Genomic DNA, 23,992 nt, shown 5'->3' on the forward strand with positions numbered 1-23,992 from the left:
GGTTTACTCCTTGATCTTTTCGATACGCACAGAGGTAAAGCTCTGGCGATGACCCTGGGTCAAACGATAGTTTTTACGGCGACGTTTCTTGAAGATAACAACCTTCTGTCCACGGCCGTTCTCGGTCACGACTGCAGTCACCTTGGCCTTGGCTGCATCTGCGCCTGCCTTGATGGACTCGCCTTCGCCTACCATAAGAACGTCGTCAAAGGTGACTTTCTTGCCAGCTTCGGCATCCAGTTTTTCAACGCGCAGGATATCGCCTTCCTGAACACGGTACTGTTTGCCACCAGTCTTGATTACAGCGTACATCTAAAACTCCAATAGCCTTACGCAGCCTTACCAGGCTTGCCGTATTTCTTATAGAAGCGCTCAACGCGACCTTCCGTGTCAATGATCTTCTGCTTACCGGTGTAGAACGGGTGGCAGGAAGAGCAGATTTCCACGTGGATATCGCCTTTGGTCGAACGCGTCTCGAATGTGTTGCCGCATGAACAAGTTACCTTGGATGCGAGATATTCTGGATGAATGTCAGCTTTCACGTCATTTCTCCGTCAATTTTTAAGGGGCGCGATTTCTAGCGTCCTTGCGTCGGTTAATCAAGCACTATTACGCAGTTTTTCTCAGATCAGGCAAATTGCACCATTTTTAGACCTGGCTGGATCTTTCAATCAGTTCAATTGCATATCCATCAGGATCCTTCACAAAGGCGATCACAGTACTGCCGTGCTTCATCGCTCCCGGCTCGCGGGTGATCAAAGCGCCACTTTCGCGAATCCTATCACAGACGGCATAGATATCATCCACACCAATCGCAACATGCCCAAACCCGTCCCCAAGATCATAGCTTTCCTTCTCCCAATTATGGGTAAGCTCGATCACTGCGCCTTCCGTTTCATCATCGTAACCGACAAAGGCGAGCGTGAATTTCCCTTCCGGATAATCCTTCTTGCGCAACAGCCGCATGCCCAGCACACGGGTATAGAAGTCGATGGAGCGCTCCAGATCACCCACCCGGATCATGGCATGCAGAATTCGCAATGTGCTCCTCCTATTAATATATAGATATCAGTCGAATTCATTTGAATCCTAAAATGCCATCCCGGAAATCCAGTAGTGCGTAGCGATGGATGCGACATAGCCGAGGAGAATCGCCCATGTCCATTTCAGGTGACTGCCGAAGGTATAGATGCCGCGTGCCTGACCCATCAGTGCCACCCCGGCCGCAGATCCAATAGAGAGCAGCGAACCGCCAACTCCCGCAGTCAGTGTCACCAGCAGCCACTGATTCAACCCCATATCAGGCAGCATGCTAAGTACAGCAAACATCACTGGAATATTGTCGACGATAGCGGAGAGGAAACCGACCAGGATATTGGCCCAGCTGGCTCCCAGCTGTTCATACATCAGCTGGGAGGTGAGGTTGAGGTACCCGAGTGCGCCCAGGCCGCCAACGCAGAGAATCACGCCATAGAAGAACATCAGCGTATCCCACTCCGAGCGCTGCAGCTGGTGGAAAATGTCGAACGGGGCACCCCCCGGATTCGTGTCGATCTGAGTGTTCTCTTCAAATGGCTCCTGGGCACGGAAGCCCGACTTTTTCAGCCAGTATCCGTAAAGCTTCAAAAAACCCAGGCCGGTCATCATGCCGAGCATCGACGGCAGGTGCAGGACACTGTGGAATGAGACCGCCAGCGCGATGGTGCCAAGGAACATGGCAATGATAATATAGCCGCCCTGCTTCACCCGCACCTCTTCACTCATGCTCTCGGGCACGGCATTGGGCAGGAAAAAGGCCATGATGGCTGCCGGAACAAACCAGTTGACCAGCGATGGGATAAACAGCCCGAAGAACTCCTGAAAGTGAACCATCCCTTTCTGCCATACCATCAGCGTGGTGATATCGCCGAAGGGGCTGAATGCGCCGCCTGCATTGGCAGCAACAACAATGTTGATACAGCCAAGTGTTACGAATTTTGCATTATCCCTGGCCACCGCCATGACGACAGCCGCCATTACCAGCGCCGTAGTCAGATTGTCGGCAACAGGAGAGATAAAGAAGGCCAAAAGGCCCGTCAGCCAGAATATCGCCTTGAGGGACAGCCCTTTCGACACCAGAAATGACCGTAGCGCTGCAAATACATTGCGCTCCTCCATGGTGTTCACATAGGTCATCGCGGCAAGGAGAAATAGCAACAGTTCAGCATACTCAAGGATATTGTGCTGAATCATCTCATGCGCGCTGGTTGTGTCGCCGTGACTGTTGAAGGCGATCGCCACCAGAACCCAGATCAGGCCAGCTGCAACCATCACCGGTTTCGACTTACGCAGATGCAGCACCTCCTCGCCAATCACCAGCGCATAGGCAAAGACAAAAATGATCAATGCCGTGATACCGAACCAGGTTGCGGTCAGATCCAGCGGTGTGGCAGCCCCGCCTGAGGCAATCGCCAGGCCCGGCAGAAATAGCGCCACCAGCATTGATAATAATAGAGTAAGCTGTTTCATGATAAATTCCTTTGCCGTATATTAATCGAACAGGTGAATCGTGTTGCGCTAATCCTGCACGCTTTTTATCTCCATTTAAATGCACAGTAAATCAGACACAAACAGATAACACCCTGTCTGCTTCTGTGGCAGAATATCTCGCCGCAGCTTGTCTGTTTTGCCTCATTCGGGCATTTTTCGCCACTTTCAAGACCTGACAACACCGGGAGATCCCAACATGGATGCTATGTTGAATGCCGATATTAAAAGCCTGAAGCTGCTCCATCGCGGCAAAGTTCGCGATATGTACGAGATCGATGATCATCACCTGCTGATTGTCACCACTGATCGCCTGTCCGCTTTTGATGTAATCCTGCCCACGCCAATCCCGGGTAAAGGCATCGTCCTGAACGCCGTTTCCGACTTCTGGTTCAAAAAGCTTGGCCATATTGTTCCGAACCATACTGCAGAGATGACGCTGGAGGAGGCCATTCCTGATGCCGAAGAGCGTGAACGCGTCCGCTCCCACGCCATCATCGTAAAACGGCTGAAGCCGTTACCCATCGAGGCAATCGTACGCGGCTATCTAATCGGATCCGGCTGGAAAGAGTATCAGGGCAAAGGATCTGTCTGTGGCATCCCGTTGCCGGAAGGGCTGGTTCTGGCGGACCGCCTTCCTGAACCGATATTCACCCCCTCCACCAAGGCGGCTGTCGGTGATCACGACGAAAATATCGATTTCGACACCATGTGCGGCATTCTCGGTACCGAGCTTGCCGAGCAGGTGCGAGACGTCAGCCTGAATCTCTACAAAGAGGCTGCCGCCTACGCGCTGGAGAAGGGCATCATCATTGCCGACACCAAGTTTGAGTTCGGACTGGATTCCAATGGCGTGTTGCACCAGATCGACGAATCCCTGACTCCGGACTCATCCCGTTTCTGGCCTGTTTCTGAATACAAGCCAGGAGTAAGCCCACCCAGCTTTGACAAGCAGATCGTTCGCGACTGGCTGGAGACACTCGACTGGAATAAGCAGGCACCGGGACCTGTCATACCCGATGAGATCAAGAACAGGACCTCGGAAAAGTACCTTGAGGCACTGCGCACACTGACAAGTTGAGCTGCTAACCCGCTCTTCCGGTTCGGCATCGTTATCCATTGATGCCAGGGCTGAGTAATTTAGAAACAGACGGACAGGAGGAGAAACCTTTCATGCTACTGGCAACTGCAGCCATGACCATTGGCATCGCACTACTGGTCTGGGGAGCCGATCGCTTCGTGGATGGCGCTGCCTCAGTAGCAAAAAACCTTCGTGTTCCTCCGATGGTGATCGGCCTGACAATCGTCAGCCTGGGAACCAGCCTGCCCGAGATGATCGTCGCCGCCATGGCGGCCATGGATGGCAATCGCGACCTTGGCATCGGCAACGTGCTTGGCTCCAACATCGCCAATATCGGCCTTGTCCTCGGTATTACCGCCCTTATTATTCCTCTGACAGTTCAATCCATGACACTGCGCCGCGAAATTCCGGTGCTGTTTCTTGTCACCTTTCTTGCCTTTGCGCTGCTGGCCGATGGAGCACTCAGTCAGATCGATGGTGCCATCCTGGCTATCGGACTTGTGCTGATGCTTTTCTGGATATCCCGTATCGCCATGAGAGATCGCCACGATCCGATGATCGAGGAGTTTACCGAATCCATCCCCGAAAAGATGGATATGAAATCCTCCATCCTCTGGTTTGTGGCCGGCCTGATTGTTCTCATGGTCAGTTCGCGCATGGTGGTCTGGGGAGCAGTTGAAATCGCCCACTTCCTTGGCGTCAGCGATCTGATTATCGGCCTGACCATCGTTGCCGTCGGCACCAGTCTGCCTGAGCTGGTTGCCTCTGTTGCCAGTGCGGTTAAGGGCGAGGCCGATCTTGCCGTCGGCAACGTGATCGGCTCCAACATGTTCAACCTGCTGGCCGTACTTGCCATGCCGGGGCTGCTTGCACCGGGCATTTTTGCTCCCGAAGCGTTGCTTCGCGACTTTCCCATCATGATCGCGTTCACCATCGCCCTGCTGGCAGTTTCATTCGGATTCAAGGTCGGTGGAAGAATCACCCGTATAGAAGGAGGCCTGCTTGCCTGCGGCTTCTTCGCATACCTGTTCCTGCTCTATATCCAGTCCTGACACTCCTGTTGCGAGCGGGGTGGAGCCATTCACTGCCCTAATTTAAAGCGGCGCAGCATCTCACGGGTCAGCATCTGGTCACTTCCGAAGGTGTCTGCCACCACTTCGGATGCGCCGGCCTGATAGAGCTGATAAAGGTGCATCTCCTTGCGGGTTCGTACAATGATGGGAAGATCCGGATAGAGTGGGCGCACCCTTGAGATGATTTTCATCGCCGTATTGAAATCAATAATGGTGATCAGCAGCGCTGATGCCTGCTTCAGGCCACAGGCATGCAGCAGCTCAAGGCTGCCCGCATCACCGTAGGAGACAGGGCGCTTCTGAGCCATGCCTTCCTGTACCTTACCCGAATCGAGATCGATCGCCATATAGGCCACTTTCGTCTCATCCAGCATGCTGGCGCTGTGCTGCCCAACCCTGCCGAAGCCGCAGACAATCACGTGATGACGCATCTCGCGCGACACATCCATGATTTTCTCTTTGATCTCCTGCCTGCTGCGCGCAGCAGCAGCGGGCATCAGATGCGTACTGATCAAGCCATTGTAGCGTATAACAAGCGGGGCCAGTGCCATACTTAAGATCATGGCGGCCAGCATGGTCTGCCCTACACGGCTATCGAGCAAGCCACCATCCATCGCCAAGAGAAGTATGGCAAAACCGAACTCTCCGCCGTGTGCCAGAATCAGGCCGGTACGCATCGAAACCGCGCTGTTCCAGCCGGAAAGTCGACAGAGCACGCCAATCAGCAGCAGCTTACATATCACCAGCCCGACCAGAAGAAGCAGAACCGCAGGCCACACCTCAGGCAAGAAACCAGTATTTAGCATCATGCCTACGGTGATAAAGAAGAGTCCAAGCAGCACATCACGGAATGGCCTGATTTCAGACTCAACCTGATGCCGGAACTCGGTCTCACTGAGCATGACGCCGGCAAGAAAAGCGCCCAGCGCAAAGGTCAGCCCTATCGCATGGGTAAGCCATGAGGAGCAGATCACAACCAGCAGCACTGTCAGGGTAAACAGCTCAGCCGAGCGGAAATGCGCCACCATATGGAACAGCGGCTGCAGCACCCACCTGCCGAGCACGAATATCAGCCCCAGCACCAGCACACCCTCGGCAAAGATAATGAGCAGAGCAGCCAGGGAGGGCTCAATCGCATCCCTGCTCATACTGGCCACAAGAATCAGGAACGGCACAACCATCATGTCCTGAAAGAGAAGAATTCCGAGACTGTTTCGACCATGACGGGTATGCAGTTCAACCTGGTCGACAAGCTGTTTGGTCACCAGTGCGGTGGAGGACATGGCAACCACGCCGCCCAGCACCAGCGCATTTACAAAGGCAATGCCGGAAGTGTAGGCAATCGCCGTGGCAGCTGCCGTAGTAACAAACACCTGCGCGCCACCCAACCCCAGCACGGTTCCTTTCATCCGGATAAGAAGCGAGATGGAAAATTCAAGGCCGATTGTAAAAAGAAGGAATACCACTCCGAATTCAGCAAACGTCTTAATGTGTTCAACATCCGAGATCAGACCAATTCCAAACGGACCGACCATAAGCCCGGCAACCAGATAACCAATGATCGGAGGCAGCCCGATTCTCAGGAACAGGGTGACAACCGAAACCGCAGCCAACAGGATAATCAGGGCTTCATTCAGATAGCTGTAGTCCATCGCACCTCCGATACCAGGCTTGCCTGTTTGTCTCTCTTCCTCGCAATCGAGCAGCACCCCCCTGTCTTTAACGTATTGCAGAACAGGAAAAACTGCAAGTTACATACGATAATCTTGACTTGCCGCCAATGCATCTCAGTGTGACTCCGTTTTGAGTATGCAAGATCCTGATATGAACAGCCAGCCAATCACTATTCACACCCATGTCTATCGTGGAGAGAATCGTCTGCGCGTAGCGCTTGTAGGCCAGCACAACAGTGGCAAAAGCACCATTTTTCATGCCGTGGCCAGTACAAGTTACCGCACCGGCAAGCTGGCCGGCACCCAGAAACCCTATGCAGAGTGCCCGGTACAGATCGGCGTTGATGAAGTTCATCTGGTTGACCTGCCTGATATCAACTCGCTACGGAACCTGACGGGGGCCGACCTTGAGGCTCTGAAGTACCTGCTATGGGGCGATGCCCGTCCACTGGTTTCCCGCCATGAACGGGATAAACCCCCGGCCCCTTTTTCAAGGCCGGATATCATTGTCCATGTTATCGATGCAAGCGTACTTCAGCGCAGTCTTGAACTCACACTGGAACTGGCTGAGCTGGGCCTCCCTATCGTGGTGGCCCTGAACATGATGGATGAGGCGCACCGAAAGGGCGTCGAGATTGAGATCGATGCCCTCTCCGAGAAGCTTGGTGTGCCAGTGATCCCTACTGTCGCCCTTAAGGGCCACGGCCTGACTGAGTTGTTTGATCAGGTATTGAGAAGTGCCCGCGCTCGCAGCTGTCCGCTGCCTCAGCCTCCCAACCCTCACATTATGGAATGGGCCTCAATCATGCAGAAGCGGGTGGACATTCCTGAAATTCAGGATGCCTTTGCCATGCCAAAGAACCAGCTGACAATGCACCTGCTTGAGTCAGACACCTATTTCATGAGTGAGCTGGCCAGCCACTTTCCTGAAGCCGTTGCCGATGTCGAGGCGCTACAGCAAGAGGCGGCACAAGTGCTACCCCGCTCTCTGCCTGAGGAGATCGAAGCCGACCGCCATCACCGGGCAGTACGTCTCTTTGAACAGGTTGCGAGTCTTGTACACAAACCTGAGGTCACATGGGAAGAGAAGCTGGATATGCTCTTCCTGCATCCACGCTGGGGCCTGGTTGGATCGATGGCAGTATTTGCCGCGGTGCTGTTCATGGTGTTTGAGGTAAGTACCGCTCTGGATGCGATGTCCGCAGCAAGGCTTGCTGATATGGTTTCCGGTTGGCAGCCGGATACGCTTTCCGGCGTAGTTGGACGCGCCGTTGTTGATGGCCTGATCGGGCTGGTCGGCATCGTTGTACCTTACATGCTACCGCTGGTTCTGATGCTGGTTGCGCTGGAAGAGTCAGGGATCATGCATCGAATCGCGTTTGTTGTGGATCGGTTTTTCCATGCCATCGGCCTGCATGGCAAGGTGGCCGTTCCGTTCCTGCTGGGACTTGGTTGTAATGTGCCCGGCATCGCGGCCACCAAAGGATTAACCAGTGGCCGTGACCGTGTTGTAGCATCCCTGTTAATCACCTTTGTTCCCTGTTCGGCCAGATCTGCCATTGTACTGGCGCTGGGTGCCAAATACCTTGGTGCCACAGGTGTGTTTCTTCTCTTCGTATTAAGCCTGCTGGTCATCGCCATCCTTGGCCGCCTGCTCTCACATCGCTATCCCGAGATCAGCCCCGGGCTGATTCAGGAAATTCCAAGCTATGCCTGGCCTGAGTGGAGACCGTTAATGCATTCCACCTGGAACCGTACCAGCGATATTCTCACGATTGTCACGCCACTGCTTGTCGGCGGCAGCGTGGTGCTTGCACTACTGCAGTTCTTCGGTGCGGATGTATGGATCAACACTGCGCTTGCCCCCATTACACTATGGGCACTTGGCCTGCCCGCCGTTCTCGGTGTTCCGATCCTCTTTGGTGTCCTGAGAAAAGAGCTGTCGCTGGTGATGGTCTATCAGGCGCTCGGCACCTTCGAGGTAGGGCTGGTGATGGACTGGATTCAGATCACCACCTTCCTGGTATTCCTGCTCTTCTATATTCCCTGCATCTCCACCTTCGCGGTGATGCTGAAGGTGATCGGCAGGAAGGAGGCTATCTTCTCCATCCTCCTCTCGATCGGTGTCGCTCTGATTACCGCCCTGATCGTCCGCCTGTCCCTCACAGGCATAGAGAGCATGATCTAAGCGGCAAACCGAGCGTCCCCGCAGCATTTGATGCGGACTTTCTAACCCTTGTTATTAAAGAAGCAGTAGGTGTTTCTTTGCCTCTTGGCACGGTACATCGCCGCATCGGCATTCTTGATCAGGGTTTCACTATCCTCGCCATCAGCAGGGAATATGGCTATACCAATGCTTGTTCCGACCTGGCACGACTGTCCAGAAATATCGAATGGTGTGGTAAGGGCCTTGAGAATCTTTTCAGCAACAACTGTTGCGCCGGCAGGATCACGCGTATCCATCAGAATAAGGCAGAACTCATCGCCGCCAACCCTGGCCAGCGTATCCACTTCTCGGATACAGCCTGAAATTCTGGTCGATGCATCGATAAGCAGCTGGTCCCCGGCATCATGGCCCAGGGTATCATTGACCTCTTTGAAGTGATCCAGATCAAGAAAGACCACCGCAAAGGATTCCCTGTGTCGCCGGGCAAGTGCCAGGCTTTGGTCCAACCGATCATAAAGAACAATGCGATTGGGTAACCCCGTAAGGGTGTCGTGATGCGCCATCTCTTCAAGCTTCTCTTCGGCCTGCTTGCGCTCAATAACTACGGCAAGGGTGTTCGCCACGTTTTTAAGGAAGCCCTCTTCGGCAGCTTCTCTGACATGGCCGGCATCCACATAAGCATTGAGCACACCGAGCAACCGTCCCTCTGAGATGATGGGGATACAGTAGTGCCCATGCGGCTCAATACCATCATAGCTGATTTCATGCTGCGCATTGAGGTGGTCAAAAAACACAAGCTCACGTGTTGCCGCAGCCCTGCCGCAAAGGCATTTTCCGAATGGGAGCATGGCACATGATTGCAGCAAGACTTCAGAAAGATTCCGCTGTGCTGCCATTTCAAGGCTCTTGCCATCTTCAGCCACAAAAAATATTGCCCCTTTCTGCTGCAGCGTGAAAATAGGAATTGTCAAAACCGCATCAAGCGACTTCGACAAAACCTCTTTCATCGTTAACGGAGGAAGCGAGATATTGAGCATCTCATCAAGTACGCGCTGAATATTCAGAGCTTGTTCAACCTGCCTTGTTCGCGCCTCCCCCTCTTCGATCAGTCGTGCCCTGGCATCACTCAGTTCCTGTTCAGTATTTCCCAGAACCCGGTAAAAGAGCAGGAATATTATCCAGCTAATCAGTGTGGAGAGCGCTGCAAACCAGAGCATTTCAGTTTTCGAATCCTGGTTGAGCGATGTCATGTCATGCAGCATGATCAGCGAACCCACTTTACGCTCTCCTGCGTCCTTAATGGGAATGACAGCTGCCCAGTAGTTGCGATCATTTAGCTCAACATCCCTGTGAACATCGATCTCTTCCACCAGCTCAGAATCGACCCTGTTAAGCAGCACGATAGGTGCCTCTTCAAGGCTTTGTGACACCAGCACCATGTTAGTGAGAAGTCTCCAGTCGAACGGGCGGGCAAGCATGCGCATGCCCTCCTCCCAATCGGATTGGGAGAGGTACTGCTTGGCGATTAGCAGTAGAAGCTCAACACCAAACATGGTGTGGGCCTCCTCAATGATGCCATCTATCTCCTGACCGAGCTCAATATAGCCGAGCAACCTTCCCCCACCGAACACAGGAAGTACTGAACGAAGCGTAAATGTGCCAAGAGGTCCCAGCTCAATACCGGAGAAGAGGGATCCGCTCTTCTCCGCGCCAAGTGCTGTAAAGCGATTGATGGTGTCCCCATATTTCTCGGGTTTATGGACACGCAGCAGATTAACCCGCTGCCCATCATGAAAATAGAAGTGCGTAATGTTGTTCTGCTGGTTAAAGCGCTCATATATCGGGGTGGCCAACTCCAGAAGTTGCTTGCGATCCCCCGACTCAAGTGCAGCAATAATCCGCCTGTCTTCAATTATAAAGGCAAGCATTGCTTCCATCACCTCTGCCTTAATCTGCATAGATGAAAGGAGATGACTCTCCATCGCCTCGGCCTGCTGCTCTACCGCATGATGTTTTTGTCGCGTTTCAGTACTGTTGAGGAAGAAGCCGCCGGCTACAGCAACACACAAGCCAGCAGTGACAAGCGGTACCAGTATTCGTTTCTTTAGGCTTGTTGGGCGCACCACTTGTATAAACCCTCCAACAGAAGGAATAAACTGTCACTTACCTATTATAGCCCAATATACACAAATGGCACATGTGAAGGTGATCGGTGGACGAGGAAACTGCCCCACTCATGCTGAATTGAGGGGATATTTCCCTCAACCAATCATGATGATTCAGGAGGAATCAGAGGCGGCTGGCCATGCTTTTCGCGCATGTTATTCACGGCAGAGAGAATCATCGGGCGGCCGATAATCCAGCACTCCAGCCTGTATTTGCCGGGGTAGTTCATAATCATCAGGCCGAAAAGGATTGCGAGCAGACCTTGGCCAGGTGTGAAGAGCATGATGAATCCGGCTACGAGAAGGATAGCTCCCAGAATATTCTTGAGAATCACCAGCATGAGCTTCACCAGCGGGTGGCGAAGATCACCGTTTAGACGGTGTCGATGATGGTGGTGAAAATAGTCGACCGGAATGCGGGCAACGATAAACGGAATCGAGGCCAGGCTGATGACAAACATTGCGATCGAGCCAGCCGCGATCCAGAGACCGTAGGCATCGAAAAACGCCTTTCCTTGTGTAATCAGATCTTCCATGCCCCTCCTTAACCGCCGCGCTTCGTAACAGTAAACTCAGTTACGCGGTAGAATGCCGAAAAGATATCCCTGTGCGATGTGACTCTCACCTCTTTTTCGTAAGCCTCTCCTAGTTCATTTAGCAGCGCCTCGACGTCATCATGCCAGAAACTCTCCAGAAATGGTTCGAGCCTGGTCGTAATCCAGCGGATGGGATAGAAACGGTATAGCCAGTGCTGTTTCGGCAACCGCCCATATTCGGTCACCAGTAACACGCCGCCATCGCGTATCACTCGCATGCACTCAGCAAGTGTGTTTCGGCGCGCTTCTGCAGGCATCTCATGCAGCAGAAAGAAAAGTATCACTGTCGAGAAACTGTTGGCTTTATAGCCAAGAGACTCCGCATTCATACGGGCTCCGCATAGCTTTTGCCCCGCCTCGACCTTGCTTCTTGCAAGATCGAGCTGCACATCGGCCACATCGATGATGTGTAGGGGGGAAGGGTGTACCTGGCAGATCAGGTTGGGTGTGAGAGAACCGTAGACACAGGTAAGTTGCAGCACCCGCTCCAGCGGCGCCTGTTTCAGCCGCTCCAGCGTTGCATGCATCAGGCCTCGGTACTGACCGAAGAGGATTGCATTGATGATCGGCTGGTGATCGAAAAACCAGACCGATTTCGGCCAGAGGTAGGCCCACCAGTAGTGGCGTACCAGATAGATGGGCATGCCATCGAGAAAGTGGCGGTAGAATCTGAACATCGTATGAATACTTAACTAAACCCGGTCAATCGTCAGCCCTGATCCTGATCTTCTGGTATAAGGTGGCCGTAGCGACCGTAGTACCACTTCAGAATAAACGGCGGAAGTATGGTCGTTGCTGCAATGGTAATAATCATAACCGCATAGAGGGTATTGTCGAAAACACCGGAAACACGACCCAGCTCGGCAAAGATCAACCCCACCTCGGCACGCGGAATCATTGCAAGGCCAACGACCCATCTAAAATGGAGCGGCTCATCAATCATAAATGCACCGGCAAGCTTGCTGCCCATCGCCAGCACGATAAACACGAAACCCATCATCAATACTGAGACTGAACCCCAGTCGACCTCCTGCAGGTTTAGCGACAACCCCACTGTGACAAAGAAGATCGGTGTGAAAAGCTGGATGATCGGCTTTATAGAGTCATCGATACGGTGAACAAATTTTCCGTCGGAGTGGAACACCCTGGAAAGGGCAACGCCAAACGGCAGGAAGAAACGGCGGGAAAGGGCAAGGCCTGCTGCAAATCCGCCAAGCAGCGCAGGTGCCCCGACAAGATGGGCGAGCCAGGCGAAAAACAGTACCAGCGACACAATGGTGGTTGGAATTAATCCTGAAATGCGGCTTCGACTATTATAGCGTCCGATTGTTTCTGCCATGATCTTGGCCACCACCGGTGCGAGAATCATGAAGATAGCGATGAACGCGAGAACTTTGCTGGCATTCGCCAGGCTGATGCCGCCATAAACTGAAAATTCGTAAAGCAGAGCCAGAAGCACTACGCCCATTACATCATCAAGAACGGCGGCGGCCAGCACCACCTGCGCTTCCTGGGAATGTTGCCGATTAAGGTCGCGAAGTACGCGCACCGTCACACCGATACTGGTAGCTGTAAGGGTTCCACCGATAAACAGAGAGAGCAGCAGGGAGAGGTCAAAAACAAGATAGGCAAGGATAAAACCGCCGGCAAATGGAGCGATAAAACCGCCGAGCGCTACGACCACCGCCTTGCTGCCGCGGTTCGCAAGGCGGGAGATATCGGTATCCAGACCCACCTCGAAGAGCAGAAGAATCAATCCGATTTCAGCCAGGGTTAGAATGATGTCATTGACTTCAACCCAGCCAAACAGGCTCGGCCCGAGAATGATGCCAGCCAGCATCTCCCCCATTACCGGAGGCACCTTCATCCAGGCGGCCAGTTCGCCGAGCAGCCTGGCAAAGAGGAGAATCAACACCAGAGAAAGAAAGAATTCGCTCGCTTCCATCTAGGATCCGCTCCTGCTTATGCAGAAAATGACGGTGATAGCACCTACTCCTTCACCTTGCAGGTGACATCGAGGACAGAAATGGCTCACCCCGGTTCCGGTCTAATCATATTTGATGCACTCATTCTGCCCTCCATGAGGTCGCCGGACACCTGATGTCCTGTGCAGGAATCCGGAGGAGTATCTACATTATAGAGCACAACGGAATGTATCGACAGGCTCGATCTAGGTGGCATGCCCCGACTGCCTGGGCAGGAAAAGAGAAATCAAAGCTGCGGCCAGTACAAAAGCAGCCGACCACCAGAGGCAACCTGTCAGACCCTGACTCTGATAGACCCAGCCGGAGAGCAGTGTCCCGCTCAGGCGGCCACCGGCATTGGCCATGTAGTAGAAACCGACGTTCATCGAGACATGTTCACGCTCTGACCATGAGACAATCAGGTAGGAGTGCACAGCCGAGTTGATCGCAAAGGCGATGCCGAACAGGGAGAGTCCCAAGATAATCACAAGCTGCAGATCCCACCCCTGACTCATCGCCAGGGCAATGGCGACTGGAACCACAAGCAGGACAAACGCTGCACCTGCCACCAGAGAGCCATCGGGATCCCTGCTGCTAAAAGTGCGCAACATTGCCGGTGCAGAGCCCTGCACAAAACCGTAACCGATCACCCACAACGCAAAGAAAGCGCCCACCTCGGTAAAGCTCCAGCCCAGCTCCGTATAGAGAAAGAGAGGCAGCCCCACCACAAACCAGATGTCTCGTGCTCCGAAGAGGAAGAAGCGGGCGGCTGATAGTCGATTCACCTGCGCTGACTTGGAGAATATCTGTGAGAATTTCGGCTTAGAGGGGCTCTTGCCCAGCTCACCCGGTAGCAGGATCGAGGTGATGATCAGCGCCACAAGAAGCAGTGCGGAGAGGGCCAGAAGTGCTCCGCGGAACTCCAGCCACGCCAGCAGCAGCGCACCGATAAAGAAACCGCCCCCTTTCAATGCATTCTTGGAACCGGTGAGGATTGCCACCCAACGGAAGAGCTTTTTCTCCGATTTATCAGGCAGGAAGAGTTTCACACCCGCCTTGGCACTCATCTTGTTCAGATCCTTGGCGATGCCGGAGAGTGCCTGGGCTGCCATCACATAGCCCACCGACAGCCATGGGTCCGGCACGGTTAACATCAACAGCGCCCCGATCTGCATTATCATGCCGATATTCATACAGCGATTGAGGCCAACGCGAGCCCCCAGCCAACCGCCGATCAGATTGGTGACAATGCCGAAAAACTCATAGAAGAGAAACAGCATGGCGATCTCAAGTGGCGAATAACCGAGGCCGTGAAAGTAGAGCACCACCAGCATACGGATGGCACCATCGGTAATGGTAAAAGCCCAGTAACCGCCGGTGACGGTCAGGTAGTGCTTAAACCCCTGATCCATCATAGCGCCTGCATCAGATAGAACCTGCTACCTTTTGCGTCAGCTCCATCATCCGGTTCACATAACCCCACTCATTATCATACCAGACATAGATTTTGACCTGTGTCCCGTTCACCACCATCGTGCTCGGTGCATCAACAATCGCAGATCTCGGATCATTGGTGTAATCAACCGATACCAGCGGGCGTTCTTCGTAACCGAGAACCCCCTTCAACTCGCCCTCAGCCGCCTCTTTGAAATAACCGTTAACCTCTTCGACGGTCACTGCCCGTTCCGCTTCAAAGACGAAATCGGTCAGTGATGCATTGAGCAGTGGCACACGCACCGCCATGCCATTGAGTTTGCCTTCCAGCTCAGGAAAGATTTTGCTGATCGCCTTCGCGGAGCCTGTGCTGGTAGGGATCAGTGACTGACCGCAAGCGCGTGCCCGACGCAAATCCTTATGCCCTTTATCAATGATCGTCTGGGTATTGGTGATATCATGTATCGTGGTCATGCAGCCATGTTTGATGCCAATCCGCTCCTGCATCACTTTGACTACCGGTGCCAAACAGTTGGTGGTGCAGGAGGCGGCAGTCAGCAGATCATGCTGCGCAGGATCATAGAGGTGGTCGTTAATGCCGTAGACAATATTCAGTGCGCCATCCACCGGTGCTGCCACAATCACCTTCTTCACCCCCTGATCGAAGTAGGCCTGCAGCTGCTCCGGCTTGCGGAACTGCCCGGTCGCCTCAATTACGATATCGCAACCCGACCAGTCGCTGTCGCCAATGGCATGATTGCCTGAGTGGCCAATCTGCCTGCCATCTATCAGCATCGTCTCGCCATCCGCACTACACTCGTAAGGCCATATACCGTGTACCGAATCAAATTTCAGCAGATGGGACGAACACTCGGCACGACAGGCGGTTTCATTGACCTGAACCACCTCAAAATTATCCATCTCCCAACCTGCCCGCAGACCAAGACGACCCATGCGTCCAAAACCGTTAATGCCCACCTTAACCTTCATCTACCATCTCCTGAAAACGATTCGAAACAGATCCTGCCAAGTGAATATGTCACTGAAATGTCACGACCTTACCTCGCTGATACCACCCCTTACTGCGGTTGACGATACCAACAACAGTGAGCATAACTGGCACCTCGACCAGAACACCGACTACGGTTGCCAGAGCTGCACCTGACTCAAAGCCAAACAGTGCGATAGCAGCAGCCACTGCCAGCTCGAAAAAATTGGAGGCTCCAATCAAAGCTGAGGGACCGGCAACCGAATGTGCCACTCCCAGCTTCCGGTTCAGCCAGTAGGCCAGCATTGAGTTGAAATAGACCTGAATAGTAATTGGAATCGCCAGCAATAAAATGACCAGCGGCTGCGCCAGAATCTGCTCGCCCTGAAATCCGAAGAGAAGCACAACCGTCATCAGCAGTGCCGCCATGGAGATCGGGTCCATGACATGCAGAAGATCATCCAGCTTGCCGCTGACCAGCAACAGTCTGCGACCAACATAAGCCAGAATCACTGGAATGACGATATAGAGAAGAACTGAGAGAAAGAGGGTGTCCCATGGCACTGTGATTGATGCCACGCCAAGTAGCAGGCCGACGATCGGGGCGAACGCAAAAACCATAACGACATCATTAAGTGCAACTTGCGAAAGCGTGAATTGAGGGTGACCGTCTACAAGCCTGGACCAGACGAAGACCATCGCCGTGCATGGTGCTGCAGCCAGAAGAATCAGACCGGCGATATAGCTGTCGATCTGTCCCTCATCCAGATAGGGGGCAAACAGAACCCTCAGGAAAATGAATCCGAGCAGCGCCATTGAGAAGGGTTTGACCAGCCAGTTGATGGCTAACGTCACCCCCACACCACGCCGATGATCCCATACCTCATGTAGTGCTGAATAGTCGATCTTGAGCAGCATCGGCAAAATCATCGCCCAGATCAGCAACGCCACTGGCAGGTTGATATGGGCCATTTCCATTCCGCCCAGTGCATGTAGCTGCGCGGGGAAAAGTGACCCCAGTGCAATTCCGACCACGATTGCGAGCAGAACCCAGAGGGTTAGATAGCGGGCGAACAGGCCCATAGATTTTGAACCGGACATCATGCTTCTCCTGAGCAGGAGCATGATATCCACCTATGCGGATGTGTAAATGGTTATGCCAGGGAGGAACACTCCCCTCTCTCACCGTCAGCTGGGCGATCAGCTAATGGCCCTGCCATTTCGATCAGCTGTTTGGGCACATCCTCTGCCAGCCGATAATGCATCCATTTACCTTCACGTCTGGTGCTTACAAGGCCAGCAGAGCGCAATACGCCAAGATGGCGCGATACGGTACTCTGCGGAAGCTTGAGTGACTCAGTGAGGTGACATACACATAACTCTTCATGAGTCAGTAGTGAAAAAAGTCTGAGCCGGATCGGGTCGCCCAGTGCTTTAAAAATAGAGCGCAGATGCTCCGAGCTTTCCTGACTGTCGAGACCCATCGGGTTTATTCAGCTTCGGCTGCCCCGACCAGCCCATGTGGCATGGCCACCAGCACTGAACACGGTGCATATCGGACGACCCGCTCAACGGTAGAACCAAGCAGCATATGCTCAAGCATTCCCTGACGACCATGTCGGCCGATAACAATCAGATCCGCATCCATTTTCCCCGCAAATATGGATATTGTGCGCGCCGCCTCGGTTACCGCATCTTCCAGATGCGTGATTACCGGGCAATCCACCGTAGCAGCCTGCTCATCGAGTCGTTTTTTTGCGCCTTCATGCTGCGCTTCACTGATCTCATCGAGCGGCATGATTGAGATCATGTCTGTTTCGAAATAGAGGGAGGGATCAATCACATGTACCAGATGCACTTCAGCATCGAACTTCTTTGCCAGCACGCATGCCCGCCTGAGCGCTTCACTCGACTGCTCCGTGAAATCCGTCGGAACGACAATCTTACCACTTCTGATCATGGTTTCCCTCCTTGGCTGCGAGCTTAACCTATTCATAGCACGTTTATAATCAATTGCCTACAGGTAAAAATGAAAAGAGGGAGGCGATTGCCCCCCTCTCCTTTCATCCAATTCCGCAGACATCCAGCTGGATTACTTGCCTGCCAGAGCCCGCATGCGCAGACGCAGAGCGTTGAGTTTGATAAAGCCACCCGCGTCTTTCTGGTCGTATGCGCCCTGATCATCCTCGAAGGTGCAGAGGCGCTCATCGAACATCGACTGATCGGAGCGGCGGCCCACCACCATGACATTGCCCTTGTAGAGCTTCAGCCTGACATCGCCGTTGACAGTGGCCTGCGAAGCATCGATCGCCTGCTGCAGCATCTCACGCTCTGCTGCAAACCAGTAACCGTTGTAGACCAGCTTGGCGTAACGTGGCATCAATTCATCTTTGAGGTGGGCAGCTTCACGATCCACGGTCAGCGACTCAATCGCACGATGTGCTTTCAGCATGATGGTGCCGCCCGGTGTTTCGTAGCAGCCACGTGATTTCATGCCGACATAGCGGTTTTCAACAATATCGATGCGCCCGATTCCGTGCTTGCCACCCAGACGGTTCAGTTCCGTCAGCACCTGGGCAGGCGTCATGGCAACACCATTGATCGCTACAATATCGCCACCTTTATAGCTCAGCTCAACATATTCAGGCACGTCGGGGGCCGCTTCAGGGGAAACGCTCCAGCGCCACATCTCCTCAGAAGGCTCGCACCAAGGATCCTCAAGGTCGTAACCCTCATAGGAGATGTGCAGCAGGTTGGCATCCATCGAGTAGGGGGATTTGGAACCTTCGCGCTTGCGCTCAACCGGAATGCCGTGCTTTTCAGCATAATTGAGCATGTCTTCACGCGATACGAGATCCCACTCGCGCCACGGCGCAATTACCTTCACATCGGGCTTGAGGGCATAGAAGCCGAACTCAAAACGAACCTGATCGTTACCCTTGCCGGTGGCGCCATGCGACACTGCATCAGCACCCTCGGCATTGGCAATCTCAATCATGCGCTTTGAAATCAGCGGACGTGCGATCGAGGTGCCGAGAAGGTACTCGCCCTCATAGATAGCATTAGCGCGGAACATCGGGAATACATAGTCGCGCACGAACTCTTCACGCATATCTTCGATATAGATCGACTTTACGCCGCCGGCCTTCGCCTTGGCACGCGCATCCTCAACCTCATCGCCCTGACCGAGATCGGCAGTAAAGGTCACCACCTCGCAGTGATAGGTATCCTGCAGCCACTTCAGGATAATGGAGGTATCCAGACCCCCGGAGTAGGCGAGCACTGCCTTCTTTACATCGGAATGCGACATCATTAAGCCCTCAACACATTGGAATATCTGCCTTTACGGCGATTCGGCGGCGCAGACTACACCCGCCTTTGATTGCGCGCTATCAGTCCTGACCGCGCAGCAGGAAATCAAGCAACCCCTTCTGGGCATGCAGGCGATTCTCAGCCTCTGACCAGACCACCGATTGCGGACCATCGATGACCGACGCACTCACCTCTTCACCGCGATGGGCGGGCAGGCAGTGCATGAAAAGGGCATCGGAATTGGCGTGCGCCATAACACGGTCATCCACCTGGAAACCGACGAAAGCCTGCTCACGCTCAGCCTGCTCCTCCTCCTGCCCCATAGATGCCCAGACATCGGTAGTCACCAGGTCTGCACCATCAGCCGCAGCAATGGGATCATCAGTCAGTGTTACATTCGCCCCCAAGGCACAGGCAGCCTCCAGCAGCTTTGCATCCGGCCGATAACCCTCTGGGCTGGCAATCTTCAAATGGTATCCGAAAGAGACGGCGCCATTGATCCATGAGTGGGCCATATTGTTACCATCGCCGATCCAGGCCACTGTTTTTCCTTCGATCGAACCACGCTGCTCTTCATAGGTAAAGACATCCGCAAGAATCTGGCAGGGGTGCGTAAGATCGGTCAGTCCGTTGATCACGGGAACTTTCGAGTATTCTGCAAACTTCTGCACAATATCGTGGCCGTAGGTGCGTATCATCACGCAATCAACCATGCTCGAAAGCACACGTGCCGAATCCTCGATCGGCTCACCCCGGCCCAACTGCGTGGTCCCAGAATGCAGGAAGAGCGCATGGCCACCAAGTTGATACATGCCTGTCTCGAACGAAACACGGGTACGGGTGCTCGCCTTATCGAAAACCATGCCCAGCGTTTTACCCTCCAGCGAATGGGTAGCCTTGCCGGCTTTAAGCTTGCGCTTGATTTTGGCAGCGCGCTTGAGGATGTAGCGCGCCTCTTCAGGCGAGACATCCAGCAGAGTCAGAAAATGTCTCATTTGGCGTTCTCCATGACGGCAGTCAGTGTGACCAACGCCTCATCGATCTCTTCTTCGGTAATATTAAGCGGAGGCAATAGCCTGACCACATTGGGCCCTGCTGAAAGCACCAGCAAGCCACGCGCGCGCGCATCGGCAATCAGGGGGGCAGCCTCACCGCTCAGCTCGGCGCCTATCAGCAGCCCCTTGCCTCGTACTTCCTGAATCATAGGAAAGCGCGACTGCATCGCTTTCAGCCCCTTCATCAACTGCTCACCTCTTTTATTCACATTCTCCAGCAGCGACTCCTCTTCAATCACATCAAGAACGGTCAATGCCGCACTGCAGGACAGGGGATTGCCGCCGAAAGTGGAGCCATGTGTGCCCGGCCCGAAAGAGGCAGCCACATGCTCGCCTGCCAGCATAGCTCCGATGGGCACGCCTCCCCCCAACCCCTTAGCGAGGGTCAGGATATCCGGCCGGATGCCGGCCGCCTCAAAGGCAAACATCGTGCCGCAACGGCCGATGCCGGTCTGCACCTCATCGAGAATCAACAGAAGACCCAGATCATCACAAAGGCTGCGCACCCCCCGCAGATAGGCCGGGTCAGCAATGTTGACGCCGCCCTCACCCTGCAAGGGCTCCAGAAGAATGGCTGCTGTCTGCTGGTTCACCGCCCCCTCCAGTGCAGAAAGGTCATTCAGCGGCACATGAATGAATCCGGGTGGAAGCGGGTCAAAACCGATCTTAACCTTATCCTGCCCCGTCGCCGTCAGCGTCGAGAGAAGCCGTCCGTGAAATGACTTTGTGGCCGAAATAACCGTGCGCCGCCCTGACTCCTGATCGTAAAAATATTTGCGCGCCAGCTTGATGGCCGCCTCATTGGCTTCCGCCCCCGAATTGCAAAAGAAAGCACTGGCAAGACCTGAAAGTGAGGTCAGTTTTTCTGCCAGCTGCTGCTGTTTGGGAATATGAAAGAGATTGGAGCAGTGCAACATGGTGGCCGCCTGAGCACTCAAAGCCTCTGTCATTTTCGGGTGGGCATGGCCCAGCGTATCCACGGCAATGCCGGAGATGAAGTCGAGATAACAGTTGCCCGCATCGTCCCAGACTCGGGCGCCCTGGCCGCGCACCAGTGTAAGCGGGAACCGGGCATAGGTATTCATGACAGCATTCATGCGGCACAGTTTACGTCAGGCGGAGTCGTTTCGCACCCATTTCACGCAAAAATACGCATAAAGACGACGGTTTCGCCTTTTTTCTTCAGCTCCTTCTGTACCACAATGATGGAAACGCCCCGCTTTCCGGTTAGGATGGCGCCATGAGCAGGCCCACACCACAGCTTCGCACCCGCATCAAAGTATGTGGAATCACCCGCCTTGAGGATGCCCTTGCCGCATCTGAGCTGGGAGTGGATGCGGTTGGATTTGTCTTTTATCCCAAATCACCGCGTTACATTGAGCCCGCCAAAGCAGCTGCCATTATCCGCCAGCTCCCCCCTTTCGTCTCTGCAGTCGGGCTGTTTGTTAATCCGGATCAGGCGCAGATCGCCGAGATTCTGAAAAGCGTGCCGCTGGGCGTCATCCAGCTGCATGGTGATGAGTCGCCCGAATTCTGCCAGGCGCAGCGTCGCCGGGTCCTGAAAGCGATTCCTGTTTCCGGCCCTGATGACCTGAAACGGGCTGCCAGCTACAACTGCCCGCTGCTACTTGATGCCAAAGCGCCTGCAGGCGTTTACGGCGGCACCGGCACCTCATTCGACTGGTCCCTGCTCAAAGGATTTAAACACAACTACCCGCTGTCACTTGCCGGCGGCCTGAATGCGGACAACGTCAAGGAAGCCCTCGCCGTTCGCCAATGGTTTGCGCTGGATGTATCCTCCGGCGTGGAAACTTCGCCCGGCATCAAAAGTGCTGAAAAAATGCGCGCTTTCATCGCGGCCGTGAACAACGGCTGACCCCAAGGAGAGTCTGTGAGTTTGTCAGATCAAAACAGAGATCTTTCGTCGATCTACAATCTGGAGATCAAACATGCGCCGGATGCCGGCGGCCATTTCGGCCGTTTTGGCGGCCGCTTTGCCGCTGAAACGCTGATGCAGCCGCTAAAGGAGATCGAAGAGGCGTTTCTTGAGGCCTGGGCCGACCCTGCATTCCATGAGGAGCGAATCGACCTGCTGAAAAACTATGTCGGTCGTGCCACACCCCTCTACCATGCCAGACACCTCTCCAAAGAGGTTGGCGGAGCCCAGATCTATCTGAAACGCGAAGACCTTAATCACACCGGCGCCCACAAGGTGAACAACACAATCGGGCAGGCGCTGCTGGCACGTCGCATGGGCAAAAAGAAGGTGATCGCCGAAACTGGAGCCGGCCAGCACGGCGTGGCAACGGCCACAGTTGCAGCCATGTTCAACATGGAGTGCAATATCTATATGGGACGCGAAGATATCAGGCGCCAGGCACCCAACGTATTCCGCATGAAGCTGCTCGGTGCCAAAGTGGTGCCGGTTGATTCCGGAACCGCCACGCTAAAAGATGCCGTCAACGAAGCGCTGAGGGTCTGGGTCGCCACCTGTGAAGATACCTATTACATCTTCGGAACCGCAGCCGGCCCGCATCCGTTCCCGCTGATGGTGCGACAGTTCCATACCGTCATAGGACAGGAGGCGCGTCACCAGTGTCTGGCTCAGACCGGTCGACTGCCCGATGTCGCCGTGGCATGTGTTGGAGGCGGCTCCAATGCTATCGGCCTGCTGCACCCCTTCTATGATGATAACGATGTCCGACTGGTTGCCGTTGAAGCAGGAGGCCACGGGCTGGATGGAGATGAGCATGCGGCATCATTGGCTGCAGGCAAACCCGGAATTATCCACGGCAGCCTCAGCTACCTTCTTGAGGATGATGAGGGTCAGGTCAAAGGTACACACAGTATCTCAGCCGGTCTGGATTATCCCGGTGTCGGGCCGGAACTTGCCGCCATGCTCGATGCCGGACGTCTTGACCTTGATTCAGCTACCGACAATCAGGCGCTGGATGCTTTTAAAATATTGACCCGCTGCGAAGGAATTATCCCTGCCCTGGAGTCGAGCCATGCACTGGCCGCGGGTATGCGCATTGCAGCAGCGATGTCTCCCGAGCAAACCGTACTGATCAACCTCTCGGGTCGCGGCGACAAGGATATGGGAACTGTTTTCGAACTGCTTGGCGATGAGATCGAAGGGGAGCAGGCATGAGCGCGATGCGATTAAGCGGGGTCTTCACACGCTGCAGAAACGAGGGGCGCGCCGCCCTTGTAGGTTATCTGACAGCAGGCGACCCAGACGTGTCCACCAGCCGTGATCTGTTGGCAACGCTGGCAAAGCATGTCGATATTCTCGAGGTTGGCATGCCCTTCTCCGATCCGATGGCGGACGGGCCGGTGATTCAGGCGGCAAGCGAACGCGCCCTTGCCTCCGGCACGAAAATTGCCGATGTGTTTGCACTTACTGCAGAACTGCGCTCGGCCAATCCCGACCTGGGCATCGTGCTGATGGGTTATGCCAATATTGCCTACGCCATGGGCTTTGACACCTTTGCCGAAAGGGCAGTGGCGGCTGGCGCCGATGGGGTTCTGCTTGTCGACATACCTCCTGAAGAGGGGGGTATCTGTGATGATATCTTTGCGCGCCACGGTCTTGATCGCATCCTGCTGTTATCGCCCACATCGACAGATGAGCGCATTCGCCTCGCCTGCAGCAAGGGCACCGGTTTTATATATTACGTTTCGCTGACCGGCATTACCGGCGCCGAGATGGGGGCCATCGATCAGATTCGCCAGAAGACAACCCATATCCAGTCGATGACCGACATGCCTGTCTGTGTCGGATTCGGAGTTAAGACTCCCGAACAAGTTGCAGAAGTTGGTGCCTTTGCGGATGGTGTTGTGGTTGGCAGCCATTTCGTATCGCAAATCACATCAAATCCGGACAGCGGAAGTATCATAACTGCGCTAGACAGATCCGCTCTGGCCATGAAAAGCGCCATCGCTAAAAAAGGATAAG

Annotated in this window: 23 protein-coding genes; 6 read left to right on the plus strand and 17 right to left on the minus strand. The window is 54.2% G+C overall.

What is annotated here, in order from left to right:
* Positions 1–3: 3 nt before the first annotated feature.
* The 4 genes from rplU to nhaD form a co-directional block, all read right to left on the minus strand.
* A complete protein-coding gene (rplU, locus tag Ga0123462_RS10950) occupies positions 4–312 on the minus strand; it encodes a 50S ribosomal protein L21 (protein ID WP_100266332.1) in 309 nt (102 codons plus the stop codon).
* Between the two features lie 17 nt (positions 313–329).
* Entirely contained in the window at positions 330–542 is a 213-nt protein-coding gene (gene rpmE / locus Ga0123462_RS10955) for a 50S ribosomal protein L31 (RefSeq protein WP_100266333.1), read from the minus strand.
* A gap of 106 nt (positions 543–648) precedes the next feature.
* A complete protein-coding gene (gene gloA, locus Ga0123462_RS10960; protein ID WP_100266334.1) occupies positions 649–1,041 on the minus strand; it encodes a lactoylglutathione lyase in 393 nt (130 codons plus the stop codon).
* A gap of 48 nt (positions 1,042–1,089) precedes the next feature.
* Positions 1,090–2,508 (minus strand): sodium:proton antiporter NhaD, encoded by a 1,419-nt coding sequence (gene nhaD, locus Ga0123462_RS10965; RefSeq protein ID WP_100266335.1) that lies wholly within the window; start codon positions 2,506–2,508, stop codon positions 1,090–1,092.
* A gap of 217 nt (positions 2,509–2,725) precedes the next feature.
* On the opposite strand from nhaD, the gene Ga0123462_RS10970 reads away from it, so the two are divergent.
* Positions 2,726–3,607: a phosphoribosylaminoimidazolesuccinocarboxamide synthase gene (locus Ga0123462_RS10970; protein ID WP_100266336.1), complete on the plus strand. Its 882-nt coding sequence runs from the start codon at positions 2,726–2,728 to the stop codon at positions 3,605–3,607.
* A gap of 92 nt (positions 3,608–3,699) precedes the next feature.
* A complete protein-coding gene (locus tag Ga0123462_RS10975) occupies positions 3,700–4,659 on the plus strand; it encodes a calcium/sodium antiporter (protein WP_100266337.1) in 960 nt (319 codons plus the stop codon).
* A gap of 29 nt (positions 4,660–4,688) precedes the next feature.
* Here Ga0123462_RS10975 and Ga0123462_RS10980 read toward each other — a convergent pair whose 3' ends face one another.
* Entirely contained in the window at positions 4,689–6,332 is a 1,644-nt protein-coding gene (locus Ga0123462_RS10980; RefSeq protein WP_100266606.1) for a cation:proton antiporter, read from the minus strand.
* Positions 6,333–6,504: 172 nt separating this feature from the next.
* On the opposite strand from Ga0123462_RS10980, the gene feoB reads away from it, so the two are divergent.
* Entirely contained in the window at positions 6,505–8,541 is a 2,037-nt protein-coding gene (gene feoB / locus Ga0123462_RS10985; RefSeq protein WP_232726456.1) for a ferrous iron transport protein B, read from the plus strand.
* A 41-nt stretch (positions 8,542–8,582) separates the two neighbouring features.
* On the opposite strand, the gene Ga0123462_RS10990 is transcribed toward feoB, so the two are convergent.
* From Ga0123462_RS10990 to Ga0123462_RS11045, 12 genes are all read right to left on the minus strand, one after another.
* Positions 8,583–10,589 carry a diguanylate cyclase domain-containing protein gene (locus Ga0123462_RS10990; RefSeq protein WP_232726457.1) on the minus strand — a complete coding sequence of 669 codons (2,007 nt, stop codon included), beginning with the start codon at positions 10,587–10,589 and terminating at the stop codon, positions 8,583–8,585.
* Positions 10,590–10,789: 200 nt separating this feature from the next.
* A complete protein-coding gene (locus Ga0123462_RS10995; protein WP_100266339.1) occupies positions 10,790–11,221 on the minus strand; it encodes a PGPGW domain-containing protein in 432 nt (143 codons plus the stop codon).
* A gap of 8 nt (positions 11,222–11,229) precedes the next feature.
* The gene (gene rquA, locus Ga0123462_RS11000; protein ID WP_100266340.1) at positions 11,230–11,958 is read right to left on the minus strand and encodes a rhodoquinone biosynthesis methyltransferase RquA; all 729 of its coding nucleotides are present in this window, start codon (positions 11,956–11,958) and stop codon (positions 11,230–11,232) included.
* 32 nt (positions 11,959–11,990) lie between these two features.
* Positions 11,991–13,226, minus strand: a complete 1,236-nt coding sequence (locus Ga0123462_RS11005; RefSeq protein WP_100266341.1) for a cation:proton antiporter — start codon at positions 13,224–13,226, stop codon at positions 11,991–11,993.
* Between the two features lie 225 nt (positions 13,227–13,451).
* Positions 13,452–14,657, minus strand: coding sequence for an organoarsenical effux MFS transporter ArsJ (arsJ, locus tag Ga0123462_RS11010; RefSeq protein ID WP_100266608.1), 1,206 nt, complete (start codon positions 14,655–14,657; stop codon positions 13,452–13,454).
* A 13-nt stretch (positions 14,658–14,670) separates the two neighbouring features.
* On the minus strand, positions 14,671–15,669 hold the full coding sequence (locus tag Ga0123462_RS11015) for an ArsJ-associated glyceraldehyde-3-phosphate dehydrogenase (RefSeq protein ID WP_100266342.1): 999 nt from the start codon (positions 15,667–15,669) through the stop codon (positions 14,671–14,673).
* A 49-nt stretch (positions 15,670–15,718) separates the two neighbouring features.
* Positions 15,719–16,750: an ACR3 family arsenite efflux transporter gene (gene arsB / locus Ga0123462_RS11020; RefSeq protein ID WP_100266609.1), complete on the minus strand. Its 1,032-nt coding sequence runs from the start codon at positions 16,748–16,750 to the stop codon at positions 15,719–15,721.
* 71 nt (positions 16,751–16,821) lie between these two features.
* Positions 16,822–17,151: an ArsR/SmtB family transcription factor gene (locus Ga0123462_RS11025; protein ID WP_100266343.1), complete on the minus strand. Its 330-nt coding sequence runs from the start codon at positions 17,149–17,151 to the stop codon at positions 16,822–16,824.
* A 5-nt stretch (positions 17,152–17,156) separates the two neighbouring features.
* Positions 17,157–17,627, minus strand: a complete 471-nt coding sequence (locus Ga0123462_RS11030; protein ID WP_100266344.1) for a universal stress protein — start codon at positions 17,625–17,627, stop codon at positions 17,157–17,159.
* A gap of 132 nt (positions 17,628–17,759) precedes the next feature.
* Positions 17,760–18,977, minus strand: coding sequence for an argininosuccinate synthase (locus Ga0123462_RS11035; RefSeq protein WP_100266345.1), 1,218 nt, complete (start codon positions 18,975–18,977; stop codon positions 17,760–17,762).
* Between the two features lie 82 nt (positions 18,978–19,059).
* On the minus strand, positions 19,060–19,974 hold the full coding sequence (gene argF, locus Ga0123462_RS11040) for an ornithine carbamoyltransferase (protein ID WP_100266346.1): 915 nt from the start codon (positions 19,972–19,974) through the stop codon (positions 19,060–19,062).
* Entirely contained in the window at positions 19,971–21,131 is a 1,161-nt protein-coding gene (locus Ga0123462_RS11045; protein WP_198507344.1) for an acetylornithine transaminase, read from the minus strand. Before Ga0123462_RS11045 ends, argF begins: the two co-directional genes overlap by 4 nt.
* Before the next feature lie 143 nt (positions 21,132–21,274).
* Between Ga0123462_RS11045 and Ga0123462_RS11050 the strand changes: the two genes are divergently transcribed.
* Genes Ga0123462_RS11050 through trpA form a run of 3 tightly spaced genes read left to right on the plus strand, consistent with a single transcriptional unit; the run spans position 21,275 to position 23,991 of the window.
* A complete protein-coding gene (locus Ga0123462_RS11050) occupies positions 21,275–21,910 on the plus strand; it encodes a phosphoribosylanthranilate isomerase (RefSeq protein ID WP_100266347.1) in 636 nt (211 codons plus the stop codon).
* A 21-nt stretch (positions 21,911–21,931) separates the two neighbouring features.
* The gene (gene trpB, locus Ga0123462_RS11055) at positions 21,932–23,185 is read left to right on the plus strand and encodes a tryptophan synthase subunit beta (protein ID WP_335645286.1); all 1,254 of its coding nucleotides are present in this window, start codon (positions 21,932–21,934) and stop codon (positions 23,183–23,185) included.
* A complete protein-coding gene (gene trpA / locus Ga0123462_RS11060) occupies positions 23,182–23,991 on the plus strand; it encodes a tryptophan synthase subunit alpha (protein WP_100266349.1) in 810 nt (269 codons plus the stop codon). The genes trpB and trpA overlap by 4 nt, the downstream gene beginning before the upstream one ends.
* Position 23,992: the final 1 nt, after the last annotated feature.

Source organism: Mariprofundus ferrinatatus, from assembly GCF_002795825.1.
In the GTDB taxonomy this organism is placed as follows: Bacteria; Pseudomonadota; Zetaproteobacteria; order Mariprofundales; family Mariprofundaceae; genus Mariprofundus; species Mariprofundus ferrinatatus.

Excerpts from the sequence above, each read along its gene's own strand:
- rplU (WP_100266332.1), bottom strand. The coding sequence starts at position 312 with ATGTACGCTGTAATCAAGACTGGTGGCAAACAGTACCGTGTTCAGGAA.
- nhaD (WP_100266335.1), bottom strand. The coding sequence starts at position 2,508 with ATGAAACAGCTTACTCTATTATTATCAATGCTGGTGGCGCTATTTCTG.
- Ga0123462_RS10970 (WP_100266336.1), top strand. The coding sequence starts at position 2,726 with ATGGATGCTATGTTGAATGCCGATATTAAAAGCCTGAAGCTGCTCCAT.
- Ga0123462_RS10975 (WP_100266337.1), top strand. The coding sequence starts at position 3,700 with ATGCTACTGGCAACTGCAGCCATGACCATTGGCATCGCACTACTGGTC.
- Ga0123462_RS10980 (WP_100266606.1), bottom strand. The coding sequence starts at position 6,332 with ATGGACTACAGCTATCTGAATGAAGCCCTGATTATCCTGTTGGCTGCG.
- feoB (WP_232726456.1), top strand. The coding sequence starts at position 6,505 with ATGAACAGCCAGCCAATCACTATTCACACCCATGTCTATCGTGGAGAG.
- Ga0123462_RS10995 (WP_100266339.1), bottom strand. The coding sequence starts at position 11,221 with ATGGAAGATCTGATTACACAAGGAAAGGCGTTTTTCGATGCCTACGGT.
- rquA (WP_100266340.1), bottom strand. The coding sequence starts at position 11,958 with ATGTTCAGATTCTACCGCCACTTTCTCGATGGCATGCCCATCTATCTG.
- Ga0123462_RS11005 (WP_100266341.1), bottom strand. The coding sequence starts at position 13,226 with ATGGAAGCGAGCGAATTCTTTCTTTCTCTGGTGTTGATTCTCCTCTTT.
- arsJ (WP_100266608.1), bottom strand. The coding sequence starts at position 14,657 with ATGGATCAGGGGTTTAAGCACTACCTGACCGTCACCGGCGGTTACTGG.
- Ga0123462_RS11015 (WP_100266342.1), bottom strand. The coding sequence starts at position 15,669 with ATGAAGGTTAAGGTGGGCATTAACGGTTTTGGACGCATGGGTCGTCTT.
- arsB (WP_100266609.1), bottom strand. The coding sequence starts at position 16,750 with ATGGGCCTGTTCGCCCGCTATCTAACCCTCTGGGTTCTGCTCGCAATC.
- Ga0123462_RS11025 (WP_100266343.1), bottom strand. The coding sequence starts at position 17,151 with ATGGGTCTCGACAGTCAGGAAAGCTCGGAGCATCTGCGCTCTATTTTT.
- Ga0123462_RS11030 (WP_100266344.1), bottom strand. The coding sequence starts at position 17,627 with ATGATCAGAAGTGGTAAGATTGTCGTTCCGACGGATTTCACGGAGCAG.
- Ga0123462_RS11035 (WP_100266345.1), bottom strand. The coding sequence starts at position 18,977 with ATGTCGCATTCCGATGTAAAGAAGGCAGTGCTCGCCTACTCCGGGGGT.
- argF (WP_100266346.1), bottom strand. The coding sequence starts at position 19,974 with ATGAGACATTTTCTGACTCTGCTGGATGTCTCGCCTGAAGAGGCGCGC.
- Ga0123462_RS11045 (WP_198507344.1), bottom strand. The coding sequence starts at position 21,131 with ATGAATGCTGTCATGAATACCTATGCCCGGTTCCCGCTTACACTGGTG.
- Ga0123462_RS11050 (WP_100266347.1), top strand. The coding sequence starts at position 21,275 with ATGAGCAGGCCCACACCACAGCTTCGCACCCGCATCAAAGTATGTGGA.
- trpA (WP_100266349.1), top strand. The coding sequence starts at position 23,182 with ATGAGCGCGATGCGATTAAGCGGGGTCTTCACACGCTGCAGAAACGAG.